This window comes from Vreelandella sp. 162(4c) (assembly GCF_058152265.1).
Genome location: NZ_CM176981.1, coordinates 102,893 through 125,359, shown reverse-complemented (window position 1 = coordinate 125,359; position 22,467 = coordinate 102,893). Strand labels below are relative to the sequence as shown.

Annotated in this window: 21 protein-coding genes and 1 pseudogene; 12 read left to right on the top strand and 10 right to left on the bottom strand. The window is 50.6% G+C overall.

Annotated features, from left to right (window positions below; all coding sequences use genetic code 11):
- Positions 1 to 44: 44 nt before the first annotated feature.
- The 8 genes from AC4EYZ_RS00605 to AC4EYZ_RS00570 all read left to right on the top strand — a co-directional run bounded on the left by AC4EYZ_RS00605 (position 45) and on the right by AC4EYZ_RS00570 (position 9,718).
- A complete protein-coding gene (locus tag AC4EYZ_RS00605) occupies positions 45 to 971 on the top strand; it encodes a glycosyltransferase family A protein (RefSeq protein WP_022523687.1) in 927 nt (308 codons plus the stop codon).
- A gap of 192 nt (positions 972 to 1,163) precedes the next feature.
- The gene (locus AC4EYZ_RS00600; protein ID WP_022523686.1) at positions 1,164 to 1,478 is read left to right on the top strand and encodes a hypothetical protein; all 315 of its coding nucleotides are present in this window, start codon (positions 1,164 to 1,166) and stop codon (positions 1,476 to 1,478) included.
- 636 nt (positions 1,479 to 2,114) lie between these two features.
- Positions 2,115 to 4,142, top strand: a complete 2,028-nt coding sequence (locus tag AC4EYZ_RS00595; protein WP_022523684.1) for an acyltransferase family protein — start codon at positions 2,115 to 2,117, stop codon at positions 4,140 to 4,142.
- A 22-nt stretch (positions 4,143 to 4,164) separates the two neighbouring features.
- Positions 4,165 to 5,112: a glycosyltransferase family 2 protein gene (locus AC4EYZ_RS00590; protein ID WP_022523683.1), complete on the top strand. Its 948-nt coding sequence runs from the start codon at positions 4,165 to 4,167 to the stop codon at positions 5,110 to 5,112.
- A gap of 545 nt (positions 5,113 to 5,657) precedes the next feature.
- Positions 5,658 to 5,864 carry a hypothetical protein gene (locus tag AC4EYZ_RS00585; RefSeq protein WP_490204070.1) on the top strand — a complete coding sequence of 69 codons (207 nt, stop codon included), beginning with the start codon at positions 5,658 to 5,660 and terminating at the stop codon, positions 5,862 to 5,864.
- A gap of 42 nt (positions 5,865 to 5,906) precedes the next feature.
- A protein-coding gene (locus tag AC4EYZ_RS00580; protein ID WP_238326102.1) for an IS3 family transposase occupies positions 5,907 to 7,477 on the top strand; the annotation gives its coding sequence in 2 pieces (ribosomal slippage) (positions 5,907 to 6,360 and positions 6,360 to 7,477; 1,572 coding nt in all).
- 10 nt (positions 7,478 to 7,487) lie between these two features.
- Positions 7,488 to 8,732 (top strand): group II intron reverse transcriptase/maturase, encoded by a 1,245-nt coding sequence (ltrA, locus tag AC4EYZ_RS00575; RefSeq protein WP_490204069.1) that lies wholly within the window; start codon positions 7,488 to 7,490, stop codon positions 8,730 to 8,732.
- Between the two features lie 227 nt (positions 8,733 to 8,959).
- Positions 8,960 to 9,718, top strand: a complete 759-nt coding sequence (locus AC4EYZ_RS00570) for a DUF3750 domain-containing protein (RefSeq protein WP_022523682.1) — start codon at positions 8,960 to 8,962, stop codon at positions 9,716 to 9,718.
- A 180-nt stretch (positions 9,719 to 9,898) separates the two neighbouring features.
- Here the strand turns inward: AC4EYZ_RS00570 and mntR are convergent, their stop codons facing one another.
- Positions 9,899 to 10,378: a manganese-binding transcriptional regulator MntR gene (mntR, locus tag AC4EYZ_RS00565; protein WP_022523680.1), complete on the bottom strand. Its 480-nt coding sequence runs from the start codon at positions 10,376 to 10,378 to the stop codon at positions 9,899 to 9,901.
- A 201-nt stretch (positions 10,379 to 10,579) separates the two neighbouring features.
- On the opposite strand from mntR, the gene AC4EYZ_RS00560 reads away from it, so the two are divergent.
- The gene (locus AC4EYZ_RS00560; RefSeq protein WP_022523678.1) at positions 10,580 to 10,786 is read left to right on the top strand and encodes a metal ABC transporter permease; all 207 of its coding nucleotides are present in this window, start codon (positions 10,580 to 10,582) and stop codon (positions 10,784 to 10,786) included.
- Positions 10,787 to 10,960: 174 nt separating this feature from the next.
- On the opposite strand, the gene AC4EYZ_RS00555 is transcribed toward AC4EYZ_RS00560, so the two are convergent.
- The 5 genes and pseudogenes from AC4EYZ_RS00555 to AC4EYZ_RS00535 all read right to left on the bottom strand — a co-directional run bounded on the left by AC4EYZ_RS00555 (position 10,961) and on the right by AC4EYZ_RS00535 (position 14,340).
- The gene (locus AC4EYZ_RS00555; protein ID WP_370657682.1) at positions 10,961 to 11,356 is read right to left on the bottom strand and encodes an NAD-binding protein; all 396 of its coding nucleotides are present in this window, start codon (positions 11,354 to 11,356) and stop codon (positions 10,961 to 10,963) included.
- A gap of 138 nt (positions 11,357 to 11,494) precedes the next feature.
- Positions 11,495 to 12,502, bottom strand: a pseudogene (locus AC4EYZ_RS00550) (cation:proton antiporter domain-containing protein); the annotation flags it as partial.
- A 31-nt stretch (positions 12,503 to 12,533) separates the two neighbouring features.
- Positions 12,534 to 12,983, bottom strand: coding sequence for a potassium channel family protein (locus AC4EYZ_RS00545; RefSeq protein ID WP_022523676.1), 450 nt, complete (start codon positions 12,981 to 12,983; stop codon positions 12,534 to 12,536).
- A gap of 26 nt (positions 12,984 to 13,009) precedes the next feature.
- A complete protein-coding gene (locus AC4EYZ_RS00540) occupies positions 13,010 to 13,135 on the bottom strand; it encodes a hypothetical protein (protein ID WP_258955957.1) in 126 nt (41 codons plus the stop codon).
- Positions 13,132 to 14,340: an MFS transporter gene (locus AC4EYZ_RS00535; protein WP_022523675.1), complete on the bottom strand. Its 1,209-nt coding sequence runs from the start codon at positions 14,338 to 14,340 to the stop codon at positions 13,132 to 13,134. Before AC4EYZ_RS00535 ends, AC4EYZ_RS00540 begins: the two co-directional genes overlap by 4 nt.
- 166 nt (positions 14,341 to 14,506) lie before the next feature.
- Here AC4EYZ_RS00535 and AC4EYZ_RS00530 point away from each other — a divergent pair, with 166 nt between their 5' ends.
- On the top strand, positions 14,507 to 15,856 hold the full coding sequence (locus tag AC4EYZ_RS00530; RefSeq protein WP_022523674.1) for a Na+/H+ antiporter family protein: 1,350 nt from the start codon (positions 14,507 to 14,509) through the stop codon (positions 15,854 to 15,856).
- A gap of 66 nt (positions 15,857 to 15,922) precedes the next feature.
- Here AC4EYZ_RS00530 and AC4EYZ_RS00525 read toward each other — a convergent pair whose 3' ends face one another.
- The 4 genes from AC4EYZ_RS00525 to AC4EYZ_RS00510 form a co-directional block, all read right to left on the bottom strand.
- Positions 15,923 to 16,654 (bottom strand): RNA methyltransferase, encoded by a 732-nt coding sequence (locus tag AC4EYZ_RS00525; RefSeq protein WP_022523673.1) that lies wholly within the window; start codon positions 16,652 to 16,654, stop codon positions 15,923 to 15,925.
- A gap of 200 nt (positions 16,655 to 16,854) precedes the next feature.
- Positions 16,855 to 18,498, bottom strand: a complete 1,644-nt coding sequence (groL, locus tag AC4EYZ_RS00520) for a chaperonin GroEL (RefSeq protein ID WP_022523672.1) — start codon at positions 18,496 to 18,498, stop codon at positions 16,855 to 16,857.
- A gap of 85 nt (positions 18,499 to 18,583) precedes the next feature.
- On the bottom strand, positions 18,584 to 18,877 hold the full coding sequence (locus AC4EYZ_RS00515) for a co-chaperone GroES (RefSeq protein WP_022523671.1): 294 nt from the start codon (positions 18,875 to 18,877) through the stop codon (positions 18,584 to 18,586).
- Between the two features lie 235 nt (positions 18,878 to 19,112).
- The gene (locus tag AC4EYZ_RS00510) at positions 19,113 to 19,598 is read right to left on the bottom strand and encodes an FxsA family protein (RefSeq protein WP_022523670.1); all 486 of its coding nucleotides are present in this window, start codon (positions 19,596 to 19,598) and stop codon (positions 19,113 to 19,115) included.
- A 182-nt stretch (positions 19,599 to 19,780) separates the two neighbouring features.
- Between AC4EYZ_RS00510 and AC4EYZ_RS00505 the strand changes: the two genes are divergently transcribed.
- A complete protein-coding gene (locus AC4EYZ_RS00505; protein ID WP_022523669.1) occupies positions 19,781 to 20,542 on the top strand; it encodes an SDR family oxidoreductase in 762 nt (253 codons plus the stop codon).
- A gap of 535 nt (positions 20,543 to 21,077) precedes the next feature.
- The gene (gene ltrA / locus AC4EYZ_RS00500) at positions 21,078 to 22,466 is read left to right on the top strand and encodes a group II intron reverse transcriptase/maturase (RefSeq protein ID WP_022521957.1); all 1,389 of its coding nucleotides are present in this window, start codon (positions 21,078 to 21,080) and stop codon (positions 22,464 to 22,466) included.
- Position 22,467 lies beyond the last annotated feature (1 nt).

Below are 22,467 nucleotides of genomic sequence, written 5' to 3'. Positions count from 1 at the left end.
TTTTTTGGCTAAAGTTGGCTAATAGCTTAAGACGAGGTGAGTTTATGTATAAGTTTTCTGTCATAGTGCCTGTTCATAACAAGGCTTCAACTTTGTTGGACTCTCTCTCGTGTCTTTATAATCAGACCTTTAAGAATTTTGAAATTATTGTCGTTGATGATGCCTCTACAGATGGGTCTCTCCAGATTTTATTGCAAGAGGAACGCAAGGGTAAGCTGCGATTGTTCCAGCGAGATAAGCCAGGCCCAGGTGGCTACGCAGCACGCAATTATGGAGCACAGCAGGCAACAGCTGAATGGTTGGTTTTTTTTGATGCAGACGACCTGCTTGTGTATGACCACCTTTCAAGGTTTGCTAATGCTATTTCCGAAAACCCATCTGTTAATCTTTTTGTAAATGCATTTCGGAAGATGGAAGGAAATATAGTAATTCCGAGAAGTGAACCTCTAAAAAATGGAGTCATGAGTCGACAGGAAGCTTTAGCAGCGTTCTCACGTTCTGATTTCATTCACATGAACGGCGCTTGCATACATAAAAATACATTCATGGCCCTTGGTGGTTTTCCTGTTGATCGATACCGACGTGCTGGGGATGTTTATTTTTGGTTAAAAGTTATATGCAGTCTTAAAATGGTTCACTATGATCCCACCGTTACGAGCATGTGGTTGCTTCATAATAGTGGCGTGGTAAGCGACAAAAATAATATGATTCAAATTCATCCTTGCTTAGACTTAAAGAGTGAATGTGAAGTTGGCCTGACGTGGCTTGAAAAACATTATCTAAATGCCGCCATTAATCGTAAAATATTGTCATGGGCGGTTGAAAAAAAGATAGTTGGAAAGTCGGTTAAGAAAGATATATGCTCATTAATACTATTTAGCATGCGGCCCCGCCAGTGGATGACCTTGGCGACTCTAGTAATACCTCAGTCATATTACTGTAGATTACGGGAGCGTGTGCTAAGTGGTTAAAAATTTTCTTTTTTATTGCAGAGGTTTTTTCGAAATTAAAGTGGTGAAGTAAACTGTCTAAATAACGGCGCAATTCTCAGAGGATTCGCGGTAACTGTTGTATCGCTAACACTAACTATCCTGTCTGACGTCAGCATATCTCAGCGAATAATAATAAATCTATGCAACATTTTCCTTATTAGGTGATTGGCCATGACACAATTAGAATTCATCGCAAAAAACTGGTTAGGTCAACTGCGTACTTTTAAGTATAAGGCGCATTTTTTTGTGAAAGGTGTCTTTGATTATCAGATAGAGAACGCAAATAAATCACTTTTTATAGAAGTTGTAGGGTGTCCAGGGGTGGGAAAGAGTACTCTGATAGATTATATGGAAGAAAAGAGGTTAATTAAAGGTTTGATTCTTGCAAAACTGTGGATTGCCAGACTACAACGTAATACGAACATCGATAGTGCTTATAAAAGAATTTTAGATTACAAGTTAATAAGTTTGGAGAATGAAAAATAAAGGTTTAAGTATTCCCAGTACGTTATTACTCCAAGAGCAAGAGATAAATATGTTGAAGATAAAAAAATTCCGACTGTGTTGGTAATAGACGAAGGTCTTTTTCACCACTTCAGATATGAAATTAGTGATAATTGGGGAAAGGATAAGGCTTTATTTAGTAAGCTGATGGAAAAAAGGTTTATTGTGTATATGACCGCTCGGCCAGAAATTATAGCGGAGCGCATTCTTATGTGTTATAGGAAGACTGGTAACCTAACCTGTTGCCATATTATAAAAATAAACATGAATATGAAATTGCTGAATATTGTAGAAAAGCTCAAAAAAAAGAAAAAAAGTGATCGGGGGAATTTGAGAAAAGAGGACTACCAGTGTTAACGGTTAATGCTGAAGATGGTGAGCAAGTGAATACGAAATACATAGATGATTTTATCAAAATACTAATGAATGATTACTTAGGAGCTAATTGATTTAACTCGAGGTTGGTTTTTCTAGAAAATACCCGTTGATGAGTAAGAAAATTATCTATTTTTGCCGAAAACTCCTTTACGCAGACTTTAAACTCTCCTCTGGAGGCCCTCAAGGGCATCTGTGGGTAGATGTGTTGAATGTTTTTGCTATTTATTAAGGAGGATAGAAGTGAACAAAACGTTTGATGTTTATACTCTAGATAACAAGTATCGTAAGGATATACAAGGAGTTCGTGCCATCGGCGCGATGCTGGTGCTTGTTTTCCATATCTGGTTTCAGAAGGTATCTGGAGGTGTCGATGTATTTTTCGTTGTATCTGGTTTTCTAATGACCGGAATGTTGCTTCGTCAGTATGCAAGGGATGGTAATATAAAGCCCTTTCATTTTTGGGGAGGAATTATTAAACGGGTGGCTCCATCCGCTTATGTTGTACTCTTAACGACTTTCATTCTCAGTTATTTTTTTGTACCACCTGTTTACTGGGTGGCTACAATACATGAATTTATTTTTAGCGCAGGGCATTTAGAAAACTTATTGCTAATAAGAAGAGAGGTTGATTACTTACAAATTGGAGACCCAGCAAGCCCTTTTCAACAGTATTGGGCGCTATCAATTCAAGTGCAATTCTATGCCTTTCTCCCTTTGCTTATTGGGCCACTATTGTATATTTCAAACAAAATGAAATCATTGATACCTTTAATGTTGGGAGTTTCTATAGTTTTTTTTATTTCTTTTGTTTACTCGTTGGTCTCTACGCATTTTACTCCTAACACAGCCTATTTTAATCCTTTGGGAAGAGTCTGGGAGTTTCTAGTCGGTGTCTTGGTTGCTATATTTATTCCTTATATTAAGTTGAATAAAAAAACGGCATCAATCATCTCTTTTCTAGGTGTTTTTATTCTCTTTAGCATCGGTATAGCATTTCCTAGCGACTGGAATTTCCCTGGATATGTCGCGCTATTTCCTGTTGTTTCAGCTGCTTTTATCATTATTTCAGGAAACGAACCTGAAAAACGTACACTGGTGAATAGGTTGTTGTCAAATAGATATCTTGTCATGCTGGGTGCCATGTCTTTTACCATTTACCTTTGGCACTGGCCGATATTGGTTTTTTTTCAGCACTATTATGAAACAACAAATTTAGGCGTTGTAAAAGGTATGACCATTGTTGTATTAGGAGTTTTGCTGGCTAGTATTACGACCTGGTTGATTGAAAAGCCTTTTAGGAAAATACCTAAGTCTAGGGTTTGTATCTCCTATATTGCAGGTTTTTCATTTTTCATTCCTTCGGTTACACTTGGATTGGGTGCTAAATACTATATTGAAAATCTGCATGATGTAAAAGTTGATTTTAAAAAATCTGCATTCGAGGGCGGTAAGATTTCTATACAAGACGATGCTTCCAATTTGAACTATGGGTATGTTACTGCCATTTCTAATGACTTAGGCGAGACCATGGACAGAGATAATGGTTGTGCTACGGTCATTACAGAGTCCAAAATTTCATCTTGTTATTTTGGAGATACCTCTTCAGAAAATGTAGTCGCACTCGTAGGCGGGTCACATATAGGTCAGTGGGAGCCTTTTTTCTCAATTCTAGGGAATGAATATGGATTTAAAGTGATAAGTATCATAAAGAATTCTTGTTCCCTTGGCTATGAAATTGTGGAAGGTAATGATACTTGTAAGTTATGGAATGAAAATATTGTTGATTATTTAAGTGACCTGTCCCCTGATCTTGTTATAACAAATTCGACGAGGTCGAATCGTCCCCGTGATAATAGATTAGTAGTAGGGAATCCTGTTGAGTTTGTTCCTGCTGGACATGTGGAAAAATGGAAGGAAATATCTGCTTTAGGTATTCCAGTAATGGGTATAAGAGATAATCCTTGGTTTGAAAGTGATCCAAGCTATTGCGTTTGGAAGAACCGTCATGAGGCAAGCCTATGCGCTCGACCCATTGAAGAAGTGTTGCTATCTGTTAATCCTGCAGATGCGTATGTAGGTGAAATACCTCTGTTTATCTCCATAGACTTTACCGAATTAATTTGTGTTGAGGGATTATGTCCGGCATATTTTGATGAAAGATTGATGTGGTCTGATACCCACCACCTGACACGAAATTATCTGGAATATATCACCCCAAGCCTGAAAACTTCGCTTGAGCATCAGACGTCAATTATTTCAGGTTTTTAATAATTACGGGGAGAGCAACTAAATGTCTTTTTATGAATTTGAAAAAGCGGTGAAATGTAAAAGTGCGATAGAGGATGCAGGTGGGGTTACGAAGGTTAGCAGCCCAAGAGCTTCAGTAATTGTGCCTACTTATCATGATTGGGCTCGATTGAAGCTGTGTGTTAATGCTTTGAAAAACCAAACATTTCCCCAGGATGATTTTGAAGTTATTATTGTAAATAATGCACCAGAGGATACACCACCTGTTGATTTCTCTTTGCCTCACAATTTCTGTATCATTAAAGAGGGAAAGCCGGGATCATATGCTGCAAGAAATGCAGCTTTAAAATTGGCGAAAGGTGAAATTATTGCTTTTACTGATTCGGATTGTATTCCGGATCCTTACTGGTTGGAAGCTGCTATTAACCATTTTGATAAAGGCGTAGAGCGAATAGCAGGAAAAATAGAGCTTTTTTTTAAGTCTGATAAGCTTACCCTAGTCGAAATTTATGAGAAGGCTTTTGCCTTTGATCAGGAAAAATATGCTCAGACTGGAGGAGCAGCAACTGCCAATATGATTACATTGGCGAAACACTTTGATACGGTTGGGCTTTTTAACGATACATTAATGTCAGGAGGCGATAATGAGTGGGGCTGGCGAGCAAAAGATAAAGGTATATCTATTGAGTATGCTCCAGACGTTATTGTAAATCATCCTGCTCGTGCCGATATGAAAGCTATGCTTAAAAAACGCAAAAGGGTGATCGGTGGGGAAGTATGCAATAAAAATAATGCTTCTAAAAATACCTTTTTCTTAATTCTTCTTAAAGGCTATTTTCCTCCACGAAGACAGTTAAATATTTTTGGTAGAAAAGGACTCTCATTTTCTAGAAAGTTTTTGGCATATTTGTTGTGTTATTACTTTAAGATTTACTCAACTACTTATAAGTTAGCCTTGCTAATAGGTATTGCAAAGCCCGAGAGATCTTGATCAATAAAATGAAATGTTGTTAACTCTGTATAAGGTTAATAAAATATAAACCCTCCATAAATCTTGGAGGGTTTTTTGGTAGTGCGCCAGGCATGGCGCGCAGCGCCTTGACCGGCGCTGTTCCTGGGGGTGGTGCTTCAGGATGACTTGGGGGTGAAAGTCCCCTGCACGCCCTGCAAGGGGAAGTGCTAGCCGACGGCAAGGGTGTCCCTCGCGAGGGGGAATCTGAAGGCAGCCCGAGGCAAAACGCTGGCCTGACGAACAGGAAGCGGATACGAGGCGTCATGGCGGGGTAAGGTGGCTACACTCACCAAAGCCCGATACTTGCACGGAACGCCATGATGTAAATCCGACAGGCATAAGCGGGAAGGTCGCGCGTCTTACCCTGGGAGGTCTGGTGGTCTGCCACGGTGCTACCGTCGTCGAGAGGCGACGGGAGGGATCACCAGACGTCAGCCGAGGCCATAGTAAGTGCCGGTTCACCACGGCACCAAGGGCCGAACATGAAGAACCGCGAGTAGGCGATAACGTCTCGAGGATCGATCATGAAGACAGACCATGACGCTAATACCGTCACTCACCCAGAGGGGCAGGGGCAGTACCCCGAGTCCCAGCCGGTGAGCGTCGAGACCAGCCCGGCGTCGTTATCGTGGACGAAAGCGGAGCCAACCTCGCTCATGGAACGGGTCGTTGACCCGGAAAACATGGAGCGAGCTTACCCCCCTCTGTCAGCCTTGTTGTCCGGTTGGTGATATCGCCTGAATCTAATCCAGAGGGAGCGGCATGGAGTCCTTGTGCCACGTTATTCTGCAGAGCGTAAAGCAGCCGTCCTGAAGAAGTTGTTACCACCCCATAATCACAGTGTGGCATCGGTAGCGACAGAGGAAGGCATCTCTGACGCGACGCTGTATAGTTGGTTAAAACAGTGTCGAGTAAAAGGAGTGCCTGTGCCGGGTTACACCCAAGGCGACAGCGAATGGTCGCCCGACGCCAAGCTAGCCGTGGTCATCGAAACCGCCACCCTGTCAGAGGCGGAGCTTGGCACTTACTGCCGCGAAAAAGGCCTTTATCCCGAGCAAATTCAACAGTGGAAAGCGGCTTGCCTCGAAGGCGCTGGTCGGCAAGAAGATCAGGAAAAAGCGGCGCACAAGCAGCGTAAAGAAGACCGTAAGACCATCAAGCAGCTCAAAGCGGAAGTACGTCGCAAAGACAAGGTAGTGGCAGAGACGACGTCGTTACTGGTGCTCTCAAAAAAGCTCGACGCCTTGTACAGCGAAGATCCCGACAGCGGCGAGGACGACTAACGCCGCTCGACGAACGTGCAAGGCTCATCGCGCTATTTGACGAAGCGGTTGTGGGTGGTGCTTCCCGCTATCAAGCAGCCGGTATTATCGATGTAAGCGAGCGCACACTAAAGCGTTGGCGATCTGAGTGTGGCACTGTTGTTGAGGATCAGCGTCCACAGGCGGCACAAGGCAGGCAGCCGCATCAGCTGACGCATGAGGAAGAGCAGACCATTTTGAACACTTGTCATCGTCCCGAGTATCAGAGCTTGCCGCCGTCTCAAATCGTGCCCTTACTGGCAGACAACGGCGTCTATCTGGCCTCCGAATCGTCGTTTTATCGGGTCTTGAAAAAGCATCACCAGCAGCACCATCGTGGCCGTACGAAAGCACGCCGCACAGTCCCCGCGCCGACCAGTTTTACGGCGACAGGGCCGAACCAGATTTGGAGCTGGGATATTAGCTATTGCGCCTCCGTTGTACGAGGCCAGCACTGGTATCTCTACCTGATCATGGATATCTACAGCCGCAAAATCATTGCCTGGGAAGTTCATGAGACGGAAGCGGGCGATTTGGCTAAACAGCTGATGGAGCGTGCCTTATTGCGTGAGAAATGCTGGCATCAGCCACCGGTGTTGCACTCGGATAATGGGGCGCCAATGACGTCCTATACACTCAAAGCGAGGTTAACCGAGCTAGGGATGTTGATGTCTTACAGTCGACCGAGAGTAAGCAACGACAACCCTTACTCGGAATCACTGTTCCGTACCGTCAAATATTGCCCAGCGTGGCCCACCAAGGGCTTTACATCGCTGAGCGCGGTACGAGAATGGATGTTGGTGTTCGAGCGGGCTTACAACGAACAGCACCTTCACAGTGGCATCCAATATGTCACGCCAGCTGACCGGCATCGTGGTGTTGATCGAAAACGGCTTGAACGCCGTAAAGCGGTTTATGAAAGCGCTAAGCGCCGATATCCGAAACGCTGGTCGGGCAGCACCCGAAACTGGGAGGTCACTGGTTCAGTGTCGCTTAACCCAGGGAAAGTGCAGGAAATCGAGCGTAATAAACAGGCTGCTTAAGTGCAGCCATTTGGACAACTGGGTTGAAAATCACCGTTACCGTCGGGTGGTGGCCAACAAAGGCGCACCGGGTGTCGATGGCATGACGGTGCATCAACTGGCTGACCACCTGAAGCAGTACTGGCCAACGCTGCGCGAGCGGCTGTTGGCCGATCAGTACCACCCCAGCCCGATCCGAGCAACCACGATCCCTAAGCCCAAGGGTGGGACGCGGCAGCTCGGTATTCCCACGGTTACCGACCGCCTAATCCAGCAAGCGCTGTCCCAGGTACTGATGCCGATCTTCGACCCGGGCTTCTCCGAGTCGAGTTACGGCTACCGCCCCAAGCGGAGCGCCAAGCAGGCCGTCTCGGCCATGAAGGCCCACGTCACCGCCGGTCACCGCTGGGTGGTCGATCTTGACCTGGAAGCCTTCTTCGACCGAGTGAATCACGACCTGCTGATGGCACGGGTCGCGCGGCGCGTTGACGACAAGCGTGTACTGCGTCTGATCCGTCGCTATCTGGAGGCGGGTATGTTCCAGCATGGCTTGCCCACGCCGAGGCGGCGGGGGACACCCCAAGGCGGGCCCCTCAGCCCGCTACTGGCGAACATCCTGCTGGACGACATGGACAAGGCGTTGGAACGCCGAGGCCACCGCTTCTGCCGCTACGCCGACGATGTACAAATCTATGTACGGAGCCGACGAGCAGGCGAGCGGGTCATGGGCAGCTTGAGTGAGTATCTCGAGAGCTCACTTCGGCTGACGGTCAATCGCCGTAAAAGTGCGGTGGATCGGCCATGGCTACGCGGATATCTGGGCTACAGCCTCACTCGGCACAAGCAGTCGAAACTGACGCTCGCCAAGACAAGCCTGACACGCATGATGCAGCGTGTCCGTGAGATCCTGAAACGTGGCAGGGGGCGTAACATCCAACGGGTAATCGAAGGGTTGAGGCCAGTCCTACGAGGATGGGCTAACTACTTCAATCTTGTTGATGTGAAACGCCCCTTGGAAGCACTGGATCAATGGATACGGCGGCGCTTACGCGGCCTGATCTGGCGACAATGGAAACGCCCATCGACTCGGCGTCGGAAGCTGCGAGGGCTAGGCCTAGACGGGCACCGCGCCTGGAAATCGGCGGGGAACGGTCGAGGCCCCTGGTGGAATGCCGGGGCTTCGCACATGAATCAGGCCCTGCCGAGGAAATGGTTTTATGACCAGGGACTGATCTCGGTACTGGATACGGTAAGATGGCTTAAACGTTCTGCATGAACCGCCGTGGTACGGAACCGTATGCCCGGTGGTGTGAGAGGACAGGGGAGGCGACTCCCCTTCCTACTCGATTAAATTTTTCTTTAATTTTTCAAGTGGTGCTTGAAAAGTAGCTTACTGTACTATTGATCATACTCTATAGAGCGCATGGCGTCGTTGGAATCTATACTTGCACCCATTGAGCTATCGCGGTAATAAACAGATAATCTCCAATTACGGATAATGCGATGAAAATGCTACTGCGTTGGCTTCATAGTCTAGTGGCGCTGTTAGCGTTGCTGTTAGCGGGGCCTGTTTGGCTATTGGCGAGTAATCAGGTGGCGACCGATGGGCATTGGTCGTCGCTGGATCGGTCATCTGCTGGCATAGCGCCTGATCCAGCGGTGAACGCTGAAGCCGTCGTTCAGGTATATTCAGCCCGGGCTTATAACTGGCGCGGAGCGTTTGGCGAGCATATCTGGATTGCGACCAAGACTGAAAACGCCGATAGTTACCGACTGCATCAGGTGTTGAGCTGGCGGCGTCCCACGGTGGTGTCTTCAATCGACACGCCTGATCGAGCCTGGTTTGGCAGTCCTCCTACACTGTTGGCTGACTATCGCGGCGAGGTGGCTGCACAGATAATACCGCAGATAGAGGCCGCCGCCGCTGACTACCCACAAGCTGAGCTTTATCGAGTATGGCCTGGCCCGAACAGCAATAGCTTTATTGCCTGGGTTATACGCGAAGTGCCAGGCTTTGAGGTGACGCTCCCGGTAACTGCTATTGGTAAGGATTATATTTTCAATGGCGTTTTTGCTGCTGCGCCCAGCGGCAGCGGTTACCAGCTGTCTTTGGGTGGGGTGGTTGGCATTATGTTGGCGCTTGAGGAGGGCATTGAACTTAACCTCCTGGGCTTGAGCTTTGGTATCGATGTCATGCGACCCGCTTTGAAATTGCCGGGCATCGGGCGGTTGGGGATGCCCGTCAAGGTAACAGAAGGTTGATCAATAAGAGTAAAAAACTGTGTTTGCAGATACTTTTTATTAAACTAGTAACTACTGGGCGCTGATGACACCAAGCTGCGTTGCTGACATTATCCAAACCACTTATTTGGAAATGATTTGGAACGGCGCCATTACCCAGGCGAATCAATTGCGTTTTCCCACTGATGAGGAGTAGTGGGGTTAGCTGTTTTGCTGCTGTTCGGTAAAGCGCTGCATGATAGCGAGGGTTTCGTCGCTCACATGGTGCTCCATGCCTTCAGCGTCAATACGCGCAGTCGCATCTCTCACCCCAAGGGCGCGTAAAAAGTGCAGCACGATATCGTGGCGGGCGCGTGACGTTTCCGCCATTTTTTGACCCGCTTCGGTTAGAAACAGCGAGCGATAAGGCTTGCTAGTAACCAACTCCAGCTCATTTAAACGCCGAATCATTTTTGAAACCGTCGCCTGGCTGACCGCCATACGGCTGGCAATGTCCGCCGCGCGCGCTTCGCCGCGGTGTGCCAGCAGGTCGCCAATTAGCTCAACATAGTCTTCAATCAGTTCGGTTTCGTGGGCATTTCGCACCGTTGCATACTGCTGGGCATGCTGCTCCACAGGGGGCAGGGCATCTCCAGGGATGCTTGGGGCAGTCAATGAGGCGTTCGGATTAGAATCAGTCATTGGTAAATTATATCGGAAGCAGTGGGAACAATCATTGGATAGTCGCTGGGATAGTAACGTATTTTTGTGCAATATTGTTAGCCAAGGCTAAACTATTTGCACAATGCTTTCTTGTTGAGCTGCAGTCTACTTATCGGTCATGTACAAAAAAGGAGAGACAATGAGTAAGCGCAATCTGGGTATGGCCTTGAGCCTACCGCTATGGCTGAGTGCTGCACTAGCCTGTACCGAAGCGCCCAGTGCCAAAGCGCAAGAGAATGCGACTTCTCCTTCCCTACCATCGTGGCGAGTTTGGAAACGGTGGGGATCATTTTAGTGATGGCGATGCTGATCACCCCAGGAGCAACGGCACACCTGCTCACCGACCGTTTTAAAACCATGATGCTGATTTCCGTGGGTGTAGGGTAGCTCGACGATCATCGGGCTATGGCTTTCGGTGGTGTTGGGCATTGCCTCGTGCGTTGCGATCGTGCTCGTTGCTACCTGCTGGTTCTTTATGGCGCTGCTTTTCTCACCCAAGCAGGGGGGCTGATGCGTTTTTGGCGCCATCGTCAAATTGGTTAGCACCATTTACTTAAGCGTTTACAACGGCGGCGACTGCAGGCATTCCCAGGTTTTCTCGGCAATACCGATGCCAGCACCGGTCATCAGCAAATACGTTTGATCTACTCCAGCGGTATGCAGCGGTTCGGCTTCATCTTGGAAGTGGATGCCCGCAATAATGTGGCCAGTGAAGCCCGCTTTACGCAGTTCGCGGGTGGCAATAAGCTTGCTCTCAAGTTCTGGGGTGGCCAGCGTTACTGCGGTTATTTGCGTAATATGCAGGTGATGCCAAAATCCCACATCTTCAATATCACCATAAAAAACATGCCGTTGGGTATTTATTTTATTGGGATCTGAATCGATGCCCACGGCAGACAAACCTTTATCGGTAAAAAAGTCGTAGGCGGCGTTACCGGTTCGCCCCATGCCTAGCACTAAGATGGTGGCGTTGCCTAAATCCACAGGCTGTTCGTCAGGATGTCGGGCGTACCGCTCAAAACAGAGCAGGTGTTTCTCCCAGCGATCAAAAAGCTGATGGGCAATGCGATTCAGCGGTGCGGCGATGACAAACGACAAGGCAACGGTAATTGCCAAAGGAACAAGCCACTCTTGCAAAATGCTCGCAGCGACGATCAGGCCAAACTCACTGTAAGCCGTCAAGCTTAAGCCTCCCAAAAAGGCGTTGCGTGCCCTGATTCGGAAGGCAATGAGTAGTGCAAAAAACAGGATCCCTTTAAGCGGAAGCAGAACTGCTAGGATAACCGCAAATAGCAGTGCGTCTTGATCAGGTAAGCCAGCCATGCCTATTTGCAGAAAGAAGCTGATTAACAACACTTCTTTCAGCCCCCAGAGCGCCTTGGATAATTCTTGCGCACGGGGGTGTTTGGCCAGCAGTAGGCCCATGACCAGGGCTCCTACTTCTGAGCTTAAACCCACTGCTTCAAAGCCCATGCCGCCAACGGCAATGGCTAATACGGCGCCTAGTAGCACCAGTAATTCATCGTGCTGCGCCGCGTTCATAAGCCAATAAAGTACTGGCCTTAATAGCGGCACCAAAAAAACCAGCACGGCCCAGGGGCTAGGGGAGTTGCCGCTGTAGATGCTGAGAACGGCTAAAGCCACAAGGTCTTGAATAATCAGAATGCCAATCGCAATTCGGCCATGTAGGGCGCGTAATTCGCGTTTGCTTTCAAGGACTTTGGCCGCTAATACCGTGCTTGAAAAAGACAGCGCAGTGGCCAGCAGAATTGCTTTGTCCAGGGGCAGCGATAGAAAAATGACAAAACCAGATGTAAACAACAGGCAGGTAATTGCCAAGTGTATAAAGGAACTTCCTAGCACAACGGGTTCTGCCAGGCTGCGGATATTGAGTTTAAGACCAATGGTGAACAGCAGTAGCAGAACCCCTAGATGGGCAAGGTGTTCAAGCATTGGGCCCGCATCACTTGGGAGGCCAATACTGGGCCCAAAGGCATTGAGTGCAAACCCTGCTGATAAGAACCCCACGAGTGGCGGTAAACTTAGCTGTCGTGCTGCGATACCAAAGATAAACGCTACCGATAGAATAACCACTTCAAACATGCCGGATCCCTAGAGCGCGTAACGAAGCTGATTATCTTCCAACTCGCCAGTGCTTTTGCATTTCTATAAAAGTGAATGATGCTGACCAAGTGATCAATACAAAGCCTGTTAAAGCCAGCGTGCCGTACAGAAAACGTACCGGCCCAATGGCATATATATCGCCATAGCCCACGGTGGTATAGGTCACCGCAGTGAAGAAGATATAATCAAGGATGTTGAAGTTGTCATACCCATGTAAAGCACCAATGCTTAATTGCTCGGTAAGCCACCAGCCAGTGATGCCAAATAGCCAAATTTCGACAACGTGGGTCATCAATACCCCAAACGCCATCGCCAGGATGCGTTGCCGATGTGGTCTTCGAGATTTTTCTATTTGGTGCGAGATAAGCCACAGGGCTTCATAGTGAAGCAGCACCGCAATGACCACGGTAATAAAAGTGGTTACCACCACGGTGACATGCTCAGGGTAAGGAATAGTCATCTTAGCAAGTAGTCAACCTTTGCTCGTTAGCATAACCGGGTTCCCATCAGTAGCAAGGCAGCATCCATATGCTGCCAGCCCCACCATGCAAGCATTAAACAGCTAAACAGCAGAGTTGCCACCATGGCCTTGAGTAAATTATTGCGTGTCATGGGATCACCGTTGTTGACTGCGAGCGCTCGAGCGGCTTTTCATTGATAAACCAATGCAGTGCAGCAGCGACGACCGAGAGCACAATAGCAATTTGCCAGACCGTATTATAGTTGCCAGTAAGGTCATAAAAATAGCCACCCAGCCATACGCCCATAAAAGAGCCTAACTGGTGAAACAGAAATACGATGCCGCCCAGCATGGAGAGGTGGTGAACACCAAACACGGAAGCCACAATGCCGTTGGTTAACGGCACGGTAGAGAGCCATAGAAGCCCCATGACGATACCAAATAGATAGGCGCTAACTGGGCTTAACGGCAAATAAACAAACGCCGTAATCACCACGCCGCGAATCAAATAGAGCCAGGTTAGCAGCTTGGGTTTTGACCAGATGCCGCCCATCCAACCCGCGGTATAAGTGCCAACAATATTAAACAGTCCCACTAAGGCCAGTACCGTCGTGCCCACCTTTACCGCCAGGCCGTTATCGAATAAGTAGCCGGGGAGGTGCACGGCAATGAACACCACCTGAAAGCCACAGACAAAAAAGCCTAAACAGAGTAGCCAGAAGCCTTTTTGGCCTGCTGCTTCGTTGAGCGCATCTTTGAGGCTTAAATCGGATGCCGTTTTGGCGGAGGGCTTGTCGCGCAGCATTGCCCCCAGGGGAATAATGATGGTCGCGATAGCTGCCATCGCCATCAGCGCTGCGGCCCAGCCGAGCCACTCGAGCAAACCCAGAGTGCCAGGCAGCATGGCAAATTGCCCAAACGAGCCCGCTGCGCTAACGATCCCCATGGCCATACTGCGTTTTTCAGGCGCCACTGCGCGCCCCACAGCACCTAAAATAACCGAGAATGTGGTACCGGAGAGGCCAAGGCCAATCAACAGCCCAGCGCTGACCGTCATGCCTAGTTCTGACGTAGAGAGGCTCATAAACAGCAGCCCCAAGGCATACAGCAAGCCGCCAACAACGATAATCCTGGCCGCACCGAAGCGGTCCGCGAGCGCCCCGGTAAAGGGTTGTGATAAGCCCCAAACCAGGTTTTGTAAGGCTAATGCAAAAGCAAATACGCCACGCCCCCAGCCGAGCTCGCTGCTGAGGGGCTCCATAAAGAGTCCGAAACCATGGCGTAAGCCCATGGCCGTGGAAATAACCAAGCTTCCCAATATAATCAGCAGCAGCGAGTGGCGAAGAACGAAGGCCATGATGTTCTCTTTGTTGGCAGGCTAACAGTTAGCTCACTATCGCATGCGTTGTGCGCTTTTAGAAGCTAGGAATAGGTAAGTAAGGCAGTATTAGTTTTATGCTATTAATCTGCTAAAATCCGCCCCCTTCGCCGTTAATGACCTCTCAATAGCTCTAAGGATTTTCATGAATGCAGTAATTCTTGCGGTGCTGGTGATGGTGGCGCTATCGCTGGCGCGTGTCTCAGTGGTATTTGCGTTAGTGGTGGGCGCTTTAGTCGGCGGGTTAGTGGGCGGGTTGTCACTAGAACAAACTCTGGAAGCCTTTAATACAGGCGTGGGCGGCGGGGCCCAGGTGGCGCTGGCCTACGCCACTTTGGGGGCCTTCGCTGTGGCGATCTCTCGCTCTGGGCTACCGGATATGCTGGCTAATCGTTTGATTACGCTGCTGGGTAAAAAAGAGGCAACCGTTGCGCAGCAGACGCGGGTCAAAATGCTGTTGCTAACGGCTGTGTTGTTGGTGGCTATTTCTTCTCAGAACGCTATCCCGGTACATATTGCCTTTATACCGGTGCTGATTCCGCCGCTATTAACCGTGATGAACCGCTTAAAGTTGGATCGACGCGCGGTGGCCTGTGCGCTTACCTTTGGTTTAACGGCCCCTTATATGCTGCTGCCGGTAGGGTTTGGGGCGATCTTTCTAAACGATATTCTTTTGGCCAACTTAAATAGCGCTGGGGAACCGCTGGGTTTAGAGATCACCCGTGGCATGGTGCCGCTGGCCATGGCAGTACCGGTAGGGGGGATGGCGCTGGGGCTAATCGTTGCGCTATTTTGGAGTTACCGCCGCCCGCGTGAATATCAGGCCGAAGATATCGCTAACGCCAACGTTGCCGAAGGCCATACGCCCGCCAAACCTCATAGGTTGGGGCTTGTGATGTCGGGGGTGGCAATCGTCGCAGCGCTCGGCCTCCAGCTTTACAGTGGCTCAATGATACTGGGTGGCTTGGTAGGGATTGGCCTGCTTTCAATGGGGGGCATCTTTAAGTGGCGCGAAGCAGACGATCTATTTACCAGTGGTATGCGCATGATGGCGCTGATCGGTTTTATCATGATCTCCGCAGCGGGCTTTGCCGAGGTCATGAAAACCACGGGAGAGATTGATGCGCTGGTGTCGGGTGCTTTTTCACTCTTTGGCGATAACCGCGGCTTAGCGGCACTGGTGATGCTGCTGGTAGGGCTATTCATTACCCTGGGTATCGGCTCGTCGTTCTCAACCATTCCCATTATTGCTGCCATCTTTGTGCCCTTGGCGGTACAGTTTGGCTTCTCTCCCATGGCCACGGTGGTGCTGGTGGGTACGGCAGCGGCGTTGGGTGATGCAGGCTCGCCTGCCTCTGACTCTACCCTGGGCCCCACTTCAGGCCTTAACGTTGACCGTCAGCACGATCATATGTGGGACAGCGTGGTGCCAACGTTTCTGCACTACAACATTCCGTTAGTCGGCTTTGGCTGGCTAGCGGCAATGATGTTCTAAAAGCCTTATCTTCAAACTAAAAAGGGACAACTTGGTTGTCCCTTTTTAGTCGCTTTAACTCTATCACTATTTAGGCAGATGGCTTTCAAACGCGCTTAATAGCCCCCGCAGAAGCGAAAGCTCTTTGCGGCTGGGTTGAGCACGGGCGAAGAGCGCCTGAAGTTGCTCTTCAGTGCGGGCGTGGGGCTGGGTTAAAAAGCCACTTTCCTGCATTAAGCGGCCCAGATGCGCTTGAAAGTGTAAGAACTGTTCGCGGCTGGGTGGCGTTGCCTCCAGCGGGCGCTGATAAGTAAAACCGCTCCCATCACCTTTACGCCAGGCGCGATGTACTTCATAAGCGAGTATCTGTACTGCCTGGGATAGATTCAGAATACCGTAATCAGGGTTGGCAGGAATGCTGACCTGATGCGTGCAGCAGCGAATCTCATCGTTAGTCAGCCCCGAACGTTCACGCCCAAATACGAGTGCCACCGGCGCCGTTTGAGCGTTCTGGATGACGTCTGTTGCCATCTCATCCGGTTCGTCAAAGTGGGGAAGGGGCAGGCTGCGCAAGCGTGCACTGGCACCCACGACCTGCACGCAGTCGTTAACGGCTTCTTCCAGCGAGCTAACCACCCGCGCACTCTCCAGGACATCAGTGGCACCTGCCGCTAGTCGAGTTGCTTCTTCATCGGGAAACAGACGTGGATTAACCAGCACCAGCTCGGTTAAACCCATGGTTTTCATGGCCCGTGCCGCCGCGCCGATATTGCCGGGGTGGAAGGTCTGAACGAGTACGATACGGATATGCTGCAACATGCGCTGGTGCCCAGTAGTGAAAATGTAGCTTAAAAAAATCGCCCAGATAGTAGCACGTTCGGCCCTGGAAATGGCTGACAAAACGCTATCGACAACCTCACGCCTGTAGGCGCCTCAAAACGCAAGAACCCCGCACAAGGCGGGGTTCTTGTTGACAGCTAAATGCTAGCCGTCGATAGAGCGAAGGGCTCAGGGTTGCATTACATCATGCCGCCCATGCCACCCATTCCGCCCATGCCACCCATATCAGGTGCAGAGTCTTTCTCTTCCGGATCTTCTGCGATCATGCACTCAGTGGTGATCATCAGGCCAGCAACAGAACCAGCGGACTGCAGTGCAGTACGGGTTACTTTCGCTGGATCCAGGACGCCCATTTCGAACAGATCGCCGTACTCGCCGGTTTGTGCGTTGTAGCCGAAGTTTCCTTCGCCATCTTTCACACGGTTAATCACAACGGCAGGCTCTTCACCAGCGTTGGAAACGATTTGACGCAGCGGTGACTGCATAGCGCGTAGCGCCATGTTGATACCGTGATTCTGGTCTTCGTTATCGCCAGTAAGGCCCTGTACTTTGGCCATTACGCGAACCAGTGCTGTACCACCACCAGGCACCACGCCTTCTTCAACTGCTGCACGAGTAGAGTGCAGAGCGTCTTCAACACGGGCTTTCTTCTCTTTCATTTCCACTTCGGTGGCAGCACCGACGCGGATAACGGCAACACCGCCTGCCAGTTTGGCAACGCGCTCTTGCAGTTTCTCTTTGTCGTAGTCAGAAGAGGTGTCTTCGATTTGCGCGCGGATCTGGCTAACGCGTGCTTCGATATCGCCTTCTGCACCAGCACCATCAATGATAGTGGTGTTTTCTTTAGACATCGTCATGCGCTTAGCAGTACCCAGGTGATCCAGGTTGGCTTGCTCAAGCGTCAGGCCGACTTCTTCAGAAATGACCGTGCCGTTAGTCAGAATAGCGATATCCTGCAGCATGGACTTACGACGGTCGCCGAAGCCCGGTGCTTTAGCAGCGGCTACTTTAACGATACCGCGCATGTTGTTCACAACCAACGTTGCCAGGGCTTCGCCTTCGATATCTTCAGCGATGATGGCCAGTGGCTTGCCTTGCTTGGCAACGGCTTCTAGCACTGGCAGCAGCTCACGGATGTTGGAGATCTTTTTATCCACTAGCAGGATGTAGGGATCTTCCAGTTCAACCGTCATGGTGTCCTGGTTGGTAACGAAGTAGGGCGAGAGGTAGCCGCGGTCAAACTGCATACCTTCAACGACTTCCAGCTCGTCTTCAAAGCCACGGCCTTCATCAACAGTGATGACGCCTTCTTTGCCGACTTTTTCCATCGCTTCGGCGATGATTTCACCGATGCGCTTGTCGCCGTTTGCAGAGATGGTGCCAACCTGGGCAATTGACTTGGTGTCGGTGCAGGGGACAGACATTGCTTTGATTTCTTTCACCGCTGCGTTGACCGCTTGGTCGATGCCGCGCTTAAGATCCATCGGGTTCATGCCCGCCGTCACGCCTTTCAGGCCTTCAGCGATAATGGCCTGGGCCAGAACAGTAGCGGTAGTCGTGCCATCGCCTGCAGCGTCAGAAGTCTGTGAAGCGACTTCTTTCACCATTTGCGCGCCCATGTTTTCGAACTTGTCTTTCAGTTCGATCTCTTTGGCAACAGAAACACCGTCTTTAGTAACGGTGGGGGAGCCGAAAGATTTTTCCAGTACTACGTTACGGCCTTTCGGGCCGAGGGTAACTTTTACCGCGTTGGCGAGAACGTCGACACCACGGGCCATGCGTTTACGAGCATCATCGGAGAACTTAACTTGTTTAGCTGACATATCTGCTACTTCCTAATATTGAATGCAAAAACGTGAAAGTAAATAGTCGAAGCACTGGTTAAATAAGTACCAGCTGCAACGATGCTTAGCCTTCAACAACGGCAAGAATATCGGCTTCGCTCATGATCAAGACTTCTTCGCCGTCGATTTTTTGCTTCTCGACGCCGTAGCCATCTTTAAAGATCACGTTATCGCCAACCTTGACGTCTAACGGGCGGACATCACCATTTTCCAGAATGCGACCGTTACCGACGGCGAGGATTTCACCGCGTGTCGGTTTTTCTTGTGCATTGCCCGGAAGCACGATGCCGCCTGCAGTTTTCTGCTCTTCTTCAACGCGACGGACGATGACACGATCGTGCAAAGGACGGATATTCATTCACGTTCTCCTGAGTATGGTTGAAGCCCTGGTGAGGGCGGTTAGCCTAAAAGTGTTCTCGAGGGAGTAACCCGCGAGAAGTGAAGACCTCACGGTCTTCTTTGTTAATGGCAGCTACCGTATAGATCGCCGCCGAATTTGTGTGCTGAATGAAAAATGGGGGCTGCGGATGACCTTTCAAGGGGGCGGGTAATAAAAAAATTGCTTTTTCGTTGATTTTCTACCGAGGGAAACCTTAACGACGGCGTCGGGGCTCATCGCGACTGATAAAATCTCCCTCAATGGGGCCATCCTGTTGTGACGATTGGCGATTTTGATTTTGATTAGTCTGGGCCGATGAATCACTTGGGCCTTGCTGTTGCCCAGCAACTTTTTTAAGCCCCAGCCAAGTTAGGGCCTTGAACATCAACTGGCGTGCGCTGGGAATTAAGCATGCCAAGCCTACTGCATCAGACAAAAAGCCTGGGGCCATTAATAAGGCACCGCCGAAGATAAGTGCAGCGCCAGTTAATAGCTCGCTGGAGGGGAGCTCACCAGCCTCCATGCGCTGGCGTGCCCGCGCAAAGGTGGATACACCCTCTTTACGAATCAGGTGTAGCCCGACAAAGCCGGTGCCGAGCACCAAAAGTAGCGTCGTGAGCAGGCCAATCTGGCTGCCAATCGAAAACAGAACCACAAAATCAAGTAGAGTGAAGAGTGATATGAAAATAAGGATTGGCATGGCTAACTCCTAGCAAAAGCGACTCGAAAACCGTCGTAATTGCGTAATATGGTGACATAAATATAAATAGCAAGCAGCTGACATGGCGTATTCCAGCGATGATGTAGCTCGATTTATGTCCATAATTCTTCTATGCTGCGATGCACAATGAAGCTGGTTTAATCTTTTGTAAGGAGTCTCGAATGGTACTTACCGATAAAGTCATTGCAGTCACGGGTGGGGCGCGAGGGTTGGGTTATGCCATGGCGCTGCGCTTGGGCAGGCAAGGTGCACGCATGGCGCTATTGGATATGAGCGCTGAAGCGCTTGATCAGGCAGTATCGCAACTTGCCGCGGAAGGTATCGATGCCCAGGCGTTTGTGGTGAATGTCGCCGAAGAAGCCTCCGTGACTCAGACGTTTGCCGATATTGCGCAACGCATGGAGCCTGTCAGCGGTTGTGTCAATAATGCGGGCATTACCCAGGATGCGCTGCTGGTAAAAGCCAAAGAGGGGCAAGTGGAAAAGCGCATGTCCTTAGAGGCTTGGCAAAACGTTATTAATGTCAATTTAACTGGCGTTTTCCTATGTGGTCGCGAAGCCGCCACTCAGATGATTGAAGCCGGACATGAAGGCGTGATCGTCAATATCTCCAGTATTTCCCGGGCAGGCAATATGGGGCAAAGCAATTACGCTGCCGCAAAAGCGGGCGTACATGCGTTGACCGTCACTTGGAGCCAGGAGTTGGCACGCTATGGTATTCGTACCGGCACCGTAGCGCCTGGGTTTGTGGCTACCGAAATGACCGCTGCGATGCGTCCTGATATGTTGGAGCGTATCTCGTCAAGCGTGCCGTTAAAGCGTTTGGGTGAGCCCGATAATATTGCCCAAAGCGTTGCCTTTATTATGGAGAACGACTACTTCACTGGGCGCATCATTGAGTGTGACGGCGGTTTACGGCTGTAGTTTCTTGGCCGTGGTAAGACAAAGGCGTGTTGCATAGATGGGCGGCTCTAAAAGGCCGCCCGCGTTGTGTGGTGCGCCAGGCATGGCGCGCAGCGCCTTGACCGGCGCTGTTCCTGGGGGTGGTGCTTCAGGATGACTTGGGGGTGAAAGTCCCCTGCACGCCCTGCAAGGGGAAGTGCTAGCCGACGGCAAGGGTGTCCCTCGCGAGGGGGAATCTGAAGGCAGCCCGAGGCAAAACGCTGGCCTGACGAACAGGAAGCGGATACGAGGCGTCATGGCGGGGTAAGGTGGCTACACTCACCAAAGCCCGATACTTGCACGGAACGCCATGATGTAAATCCGACAGGCATAAGCGGGAAGGTCGCGCGTCTTACCCTGGGAGGTCTGGTGGTCTGCCACGGTGCTACCGTCGTCGAGAGGCGACGGGAGGGATCACCAGACGTCAGCCGAGGCCATAGTAAGTGCCGGTTCACCACGGCACCAAGGGCCGAACATGAAGAACCGCGAGTAGGCGATAACGTCTCGAGGATCGATCATGAAGACAGACCATGACGCTAATACCGTCACTCACCCAGAGGGGCAGGGGCAGTACCCCGAGTCCCAGCCGGTGAGCGTCGAGACCAGCCCGGCGTCGTTATCGTGGACGAAAGCGGAGCCAACCTCGCTCATGGAACGGGTCGTTGACCCGGAAAACATGGAGCGAGCTTACCGTCGGGTGGTGGCCAACAAAGGCGCACCGGGTGTCGATGGCATGACGGTGCATCAACTGGCTGACCACCTGAAGCAGTACTGGCCAACGCTGCGCGAGCGGCTGTTGGCCGATCAGTACCACCCCAGCCCGATCCGAGCAACCACGATCCCTAAGCCCAAGGGTGGGACGCGGCAGCTCGGTATTCCCACGGTTACCGACCGCCTAATCCAGCAAGCGCTGTCCCAGGTACTGATGCCGATCTTCGACCCGGGCTTCTCCGAGTCGAGTTACGGCTACCGCCCCAAGCGGAGCGCCAAGCAGGCCGTCTCGGCCATGAAGGCCCACGTCACCGCCGGTCACCGCTGGGTGGTCGATCTTGACCTGGAAGCCTTCTTCGACCGAGTGAATCACGACCTGCTGATGGCACGGGTCGCGCGGCGCGTTGACGACAAGCGTGTACTGCGTCTGATCCGTCGCTATCTGGAGGCGGGTATGTTCCAGCATGGCTTGCCCACGCCGAGGCGGCGGGGGACACCCCAAGGCGGGCCCCTCAGCCCGCTACTGGCGAACATCCTGCTGGACGACATGGACAAGGCGTTGGAACGCCGAGGCCACCGCTTCTGCCGCTACGCCGACGATGTACAAATCTATGTACGGAGCCGACGAGCAGGCGAGCGGGTCATGGGCAGCTTGAGTGAGTATCTCGAGAGCTCACTTCGGCTGACGGTCAATCGCCGTAAAAGTGCGGTGGATCGGCCATGGCTACGCGGATATCTGGGCTACAGCCTCACTCGGCACAAGCAGTCGAAACTGACGCTCGCCAAGACAAGCCTGACACGCATGATGCAGCGTGTCCGTGAGATCCTGAAACGTGGCAGGGGGCGTAACATCCAACGGGTAATCGAAGGGTTGAGGCCAGTCCTACGAGGATGGGCTAACTACTTCAATCTTGTTGATGTGAAACGCCCCTTGGAAGCACTGGATCAATGGATACGGCGGCGCTTACGCGGCCTGATCTGGCGACAATGGAAACGCCCATCGACTCGGCGTCGGAAGCTGCGAGGGCTAGGCCTAGACGGGCACCGCGCCTGGAAATCGGCGGGGAACGGTCGAGGCCCCTGGTGGAATGCCGGGGCTTCGCACATGAATCAGGCCCTGCCGAGGAAATGGTTTTATGACCAGGGACTGATCTCGGTACTGGATACGGTAAGATGGCTTAAACGTTCTGCATGAA